Annotated in this window: 3 protein-coding genes; 2 read left to right on the forward strand and 1 reads right to left on the reverse strand. The window is 62.9% G+C overall.

The annotated features are described in order from the left end of the window. Positions 1–252 precede the first annotated feature (252 nt). Positions 253–789 carry a c-type cytochrome gene (locus tag AC1DT3_RS17085; protein ID WP_477466433.1) on the reverse strand — a complete coding sequence of 179 codons (537 nt, stop codon included), beginning with the start codon at positions 787–789 and terminating at the stop codon, positions 253–255. A gap of 272 nt (positions 790–1,061) precedes the next feature. Between AC1DT3_RS17085 and AC1DT3_RS17090 the strand changes: the two genes are divergently transcribed. Continuing rightward, the gene (locus AC1DT3_RS17090; protein ID WP_477466434.1) at positions 1,062–1,805 is read left to right on the forward strand and encodes a 3-deoxy-manno-octulosonate cytidylyltransferase; all 744 of its coding nucleotides are present in this window, start codon (positions 1,062–1,064) and stop codon (positions 1,803–1,805) included. After that, positions 1,802–2,656: a prephenate dehydratase gene (locus AC1DT3_RS17095; RefSeq protein ID WP_477466435.1), complete on the forward strand. Its 855-nt coding sequence runs from the start codon at positions 1,802–1,804 to the stop codon at positions 2,654–2,656. The genes AC1DT3_RS17090 and AC1DT3_RS17095 overlap by 4 nt, the downstream gene beginning before the upstream one ends. Positions 2,657–2,807: the final 151 nt, after the last annotated feature.

Genomic DNA, 2,807 nt, shown 5'->3' on the forward strand with positions numbered 1-2,807 from the left:
GATCCAGGAGGGCGGAACCATGGCGCCAAGGGGCTTCCTGCGCCGCGAGAGGAACTGCCGCTAGGAAAGCGGCGAAGAGGCCGGACAGAATCGAGCGGATCAAGAGGCGTCTCCGGGGTGCGAGGCGTCTGGCCGTTTCGGGACCATGTCCATTTGGTGCCTGGTTCCGCCCGGACGCAAGGGACGAGCCTCAAAAACAAAAGCCGGGCTCGCGGGCCCGGCTTCAAATTCACGAGAACGGTTGAGATTGGATTACGGAGAAGTCGGGAACGCGACTGGGCTGTCCGAAAGCGTGCGGAGATACGCGAGGATGTCGGCACGCTCCTGCGGCTGGGCGACGCCGGCGAACGCCATGATGGTGCCGGGGACGAACTTCTTCGGGCTGTTGATGAAGTGGTCGATGTCCTCGTACGTCCAGTTGCCGCCCTTTGCCTTGAGCGCTCCGGAGTAGTTGAAGCCCTCGTGCGATGCGACGGGACGGCCGACGACGCCGAAGAGGTCGGGACCGACCTTGTTGGGGCCACCCTTCTCGAAGCTGTGGCAAGCAAGGCACTTCTTGGYGGCTGATTGTCCCTTGGCCGGATCGGCCTTCGCGAGCAGGACAGGCAGCGGCTCGGCCGGAGCGGCCGGCTTGCCGGCATCCGCCGTCGCTTCCGGTGCGGGCAGATCGTAGCCCGGAACGGTCGGCATCTTGGGAGAAAACAGGCCGCCAGCGATGACGTTGACGCCGACCACGAAGAGAAGCGTGCCAAAAACGGCGCCCGCGATCTTATTGGTCTCGATATTCATGAATGAGGCTCTCCTCGCCTTGAGTCACGGCGGAACCAGCGCAAACGGATGGACGAGCGCGAGCGAGGCCCGCGCGGTATAGTGGCGTTGCTTAGCCACAGAGTGGGGGGTTTGACAATGGCTTTTCGCCGGCTCCGTGGTCGCAGCTTGGCTTTTGACAAATTAAAATGTGGGGTGGCCTGCGAGAGAACATGACGTTCCGCGGCGATCCGCCCCTCCATGACAAAACCGCTACGGTTTGATAAGGACGCGGCGTCCTCGGCGGCCCCACCATGTCCAATCCCATCGTTCTGATCCCTGCGCGGCTTGCCGCCACCCGTCTTCCCAACAAGCCCCTGGCGGAAATCGCCGGGGAGCCGATGGTCGTGCATGTCTGGCGGCGGGCGCTCGAGGCCGGCATCGGCCCGGTCGTGGTGGCGACGGATGCCCCTGAAATCGCCGCCGCGATCGAGAAGGTGGGTGGGATAGCGGTGTCGACTCGTTCCGACCACGCTTCCGGGTCAGACCGCATCCACGAGGCTGTGGAAAAAATCGACCCCGAGGGCCGCCATGACCTCGTCGTGAACGTCCAGGGAGATCTTCCGACCATTGATCCGGCTGCCATCGCCGCTTGCGTTCCGCCTCTTGCCGATCTCGACGTCGATATCTCGACCCTGGTCGCCCGGATCACGCGGGAGGACGAAAAAACCGAACCGAGCGTCGTCAAAATGGTCGGCAGCGAACTTTCGCCCGGGCGTTTTCGCGCCCTCTACTTCACCCGTGCGACGGCGCCCTACGGCGAGGGGCCGCTGTATCACCACATCGGCCTCTACGCTTATCGCCGCGCCGCTTTGCGCCGCTTCGTTAGCCTTCCGCCTTCGCCGCTGGAAAAGCGTGAGAAACTGGAACAATTGCGGGCGTTGGAAGCCGACATGCGCATCGATGCAATTCTCGTCGACGACGTGCCGCTCGGCGTCGACACCGCCCACGACCTGGAAAGGGCTCGCCAGATCATGGCGTCCCGGAGAACATCATGACAAAACTCATTTCGTTTCAGGGTGAGCTGGGGGCCAATTCCCATACCGCTTGCGATGAAGCCCGCCCCGATTGGGACGTGCTGCCTTGCCCGACCTTCGAGGACGCCTTCGCTGCGGTGTCTGAGGGCCAAGCCGAATTGGCGATGATTCCGATCGAAAACTCGATCGCCGGGCGCGTGGCGGACATCCATCATCTTCTCCCGACGTCGGGTCTTCACATCATCGGCGAGCACTTTCTGCGCATCCATTTCCAACTGATGTGCATCCCGAGCGCCGATCTGGGGACGATCAAAAGCGTGTACAGCCACGTTCACGCGCTCGGACAATGCCGCAAGATCATCCGCAAACTCGGCCTGAAGGGACACGTCACGGGCGACACCGCCGGGTCCGCACGTGAAGTCGCCGAGTGGAACGATCCGACGCGTGCTTCCTTGGCGCCCCGGATGGCGGCGGGGATCTACGGCCTCAAGATCCTTGCAGAGGATGTCGAGGACGAGGCGCACAACACGACGCGCTTCGTCATTCTGTCCAAAACGCCGCAATGGGTGGAGCCGGCGAGCGGGCCGATCGTCACCAGCTTCGTGTTCCGCGTCCGCAACATCCCCGCGGCGCTCTACAAGGCGCTCGGCGGTTTCGCGACCAACGGAATCAACATGACGAAGCTCGAGAGCTACATGCTGGAGGGCGATTTCACCGCGACGCAGTTCTACGCCGAGGTCGACGGCCATCCCAACGATGCCGATCTCAAGAGGGCGCTCGAGGAGCTGGAGTTCTTCTCGCGAGAGCTGCGCATTCTCGGCGTCTACCGAGCGGATCCATTCCGCGAACAAGTCAGAGAGGCGGCCGAGTGACGATCCGCATTCGCGATGCGACAATTTCCGATGTCGAAGGGATCGCGCACGCGCATGTCCAAGGCTGGCGCGAATCCTACAAGGATTTTCTTACGGCCGAATCGCTGAACGGGCTCTCCGTTGAAGAGCGGGTGGGCATGTGGCGTCACGC

The organism is Microvirga sp. P4_G7 (genome assembly GCF_056401005.1).

Excerpts from the sequence above, each read along its gene's own strand:
- AC1DT3_RS17095 (WP_477466435.1), top strand. The coding sequence starts at position 1,802 with ATGACAAAACTCATTTCGTTTCAGGGTGAGCTGGGGGCCAATTCCCAT.
- AC1DT3_RS17090 (WP_477466434.1), top strand. The coding sequence starts at position 1,062 with ATGTCCAATCCCATCGTTCTGATCCCTGCGCGGCTTGCCGCCACCCGT.